This window comes from Hephaestia sp. MAHUQ-44 (assembly GCF_023806085.1).
Lineage (GTDB): Bacteria > Pseudomonadota > Alphaproteobacteria > Sphingomonadales > Sphingomonadaceae > Sphingomonas.
On the sequence record NZ_JAMSLX010000035.1, the window covers coordinates 1 to 2352 of the forward strand.

A 2352-nucleotide genomic window follows, 5' to 3' on the forward strand; every position below is an offset into this window, starting at 1 on the left:
TCACGCAGGTCCATCGAATAAGGTCGCGCCATGCTCGCTGGCCTCCATGCCCAGCCAGCATCTTGAATCACATCTATACGCCCTCGTGAATCCCCTATCGATTCAATCCCACGTCATCCCGCTCTAACCAGTTGGCTCGATCTTCAGCGGTCAAAGCTCTCGATGCGAGATGGCGTCTGGCGTTGGGTTGGGAACAAAATATGTCCCATCAGTCGCAATGTGCGATGTGTTTTTCACTTGGTCATGACGGCCGAGGAGATGGAACATGGGACACTCACGGTTTGACCTGGCGAGGCAGCGCCGGGGTGCATAGAATAGCCTCATGAACCACCGCCAGCTATCAACGACCTGACTGGCTCCCTTGAACGACTGCTCTGTTCGCGGACAAGAATGGCTAGCGCAATATTTCTCTGACCAGCGAAGGCTTTTTGGCGATCATCGCGAGGAGTACCTGCGCCGGTCCGGTGGGGCGTCGACGACCATGCTCCCAGTTGAGCAGCGTCCCCTTGGCAACGCCGATGCTGCGCGCGAACGCGCCTTGTGAGAGGCCGGTGCTGGCGCGGATCGCGGCGACATCGACGGCGGGCACTTCTACCTGATGGATACGAGCTTCGGCTTCCTGACCTTCCGCAAAGGTCAACGCTTCGCTCAAACCCTGCCTGATACTATCATAGGCGCTCATTTCCGGTCTCCGTAGCGTGCAAGCAAGGCTTTGCTCATGGCGATCAACTCCGCCTGCTCGACCTTGGTCAGATTATCCCTTTCGTTCTTGGCGAACACGGTGACGAGGAAGACTGGCATATGCGCGCCGCCGAACACATAGATGGTCCGGTAGCCGCCGCTTTTGCCGCCGCCCGGCCGAGCGATACGGACTTTGCGAAGGCCGCCGCCCAGCGAGACACCCGCTTCCGGGTTGGCGGCAATATAGTCCACCAGCGCAGAGCGATCCTCATCCGACATGATCGCCTTGGCCCGCCGCAGAAACTCGGGCAGTTCCACCACGGTCTGCAAGTTGGCTATGCTTGCAGCGTTTATGCGCCATTGGCATATGCGTCAATGGCGCATAAAAGGTTTCGTCGCCGACGCGCGGCATATCATCCGGTAATCTCTGGTCGGCCATTCCGGCCATCGGAGAAGCACAATGGGATACTCAGACCTGGACCCTGCCGTGCACGAACGGCGCCCCTGGAATGGGGGTCAAAACGTTGGCCCCAAGCGTCCGCTAAAGCCCCGCGATATCTGGGCCATCCGGTTCTATCTCGATGAGCACAGGCGATTGCGCGACCGGGCGCTGTTCGACCTCGCCATCGACAGCAAGCTGCGCGGCTGCGACCTCGTGAAGATAAGGATCGGCGATGTCGTCAGCGGCGGAAGCCTCCGCAACCGCTCAACGGTCATTCAGCAAAAGACGGGCAGACCTGTGCAATTCGAGATCATGTCTGAAGCACGAAAGAGTCTGACCGCTTGGCTCGAACGCCGACGCGGCACGATCCACGACTTCGCTTTCCCGAGCCGCATCGACTATCTCGGACACCTGAGCACGCGGCAATACGCGCGGCTGGTCGACGAGTGGGTCTCGACCGTGGGGTTGGACAAGCGCGAGTACGGCACCCATTCGCTTCGCCGCACGAAAGCATCGCTAATTTACAAGGCGACTGGCAATCTTCGGGCGGTTCAGATCCTGCTGGGACATACCAACATCGAGAACACGGTGCGGTATCTGGGTGTCGACATTGACGATGCACTGACCCTTATCAGAACGCACCGAAATTTGACCTCACCGGCTCCGCGATCGTCTCGGGGAGCCGGTTCGTCTATGTGAACGATCGACAGGTAACGAAGGACCGCCAAGGCGTCACGAACGGCGGCTATGTCGGCGGCGTCCGCCCTACTATTGGTCGTTCAGCGGCAGTAGCAACAACTAGCCCGCAAGCGCTCGATCTAAGCCTGGTTACGCAATCACCGACGCAGCGATAGGAACGATACAACGGTCGAAATGAGTCCGCCAATGGCCAAGCTGATTGCGATTTTTCCAATGTTGTTCTGACACACGGAAACCCCCAGTGCGACCAGCAGCGGTACAATCAGAAATGTAAGCTCGAGTCGAGTGTGCAGGCGGACAGGTTTGCCGACATTCACCATCGAGTGGATGAGCTTGGCCTGCTCAACATTGTAACCCGCATCGAGAAAGCGATCGATCTCGTCATCACCCGGATCGTCATGGATGATCTGCCCCCCGCTGAGTGGCCCAGAGACTATGATAGTCTGGACCACGAAAGGGACGACGAATGCCGAGCAAGAAGCATAAGCCGGAAGAGATTATCGGCAAGCTGCGTGAAGTTGAGATTGTGC

Annotated in this window: 3 protein-coding genes and 1 pseudogene; 1 reads left to right on the forward strand and 3 read right to left on the reverse strand. The window is 58.3% G+C overall.

What is annotated here, in order from left to right:
• Positions 1-394: 394 nt before the first annotated feature.
• Both NFE57_RS16545 and NFE57_RS16550 read right to left on the reverse strand, forming a co-directional pair.
• Complete coding sequence (locus NFE57_RS16545; protein ID WP_252136691.1) at positions 395-682, reverse strand: helix-turn-helix domain-containing protein; 288 nt, start codon at positions 680-682, stop codon at positions 395-397.
• On the reverse strand, positions 679-1002 hold the full coding sequence (locus NFE57_RS16550) for a type II toxin-antitoxin system RelE/ParE family toxin (protein ID WP_252136694.1): 324 nt from the start codon (positions 1000-1002) through the stop codon (positions 679-681). The genes NFE57_RS16545 and NFE57_RS16550 overlap by 4 nt, the downstream gene beginning before the upstream one ends.
• 139 nt (positions 1003-1141) lie before the next feature.
• Here NFE57_RS16550 and NFE57_RS16555 point away from each other — a divergent pair.
• Positions 1142-1775, forward strand: a pseudogene (locus NFE57_RS16555) (tyrosine-type recombinase/integrase).
• 184 nt (positions 1776-1959) lie between these two features.
• Here the strand turns inward: NFE57_RS16555 and NFE57_RS16560 are convergent.
• Complete coding sequence (locus NFE57_RS16560; protein ID WP_252136693.1) at positions 1960-2274, reverse strand: hypothetical protein; 315 nt, start codon at positions 2272-2274, stop codon at positions 1960-1962.
• Positions 2275-2352: the final 78 nt, after the last annotated feature.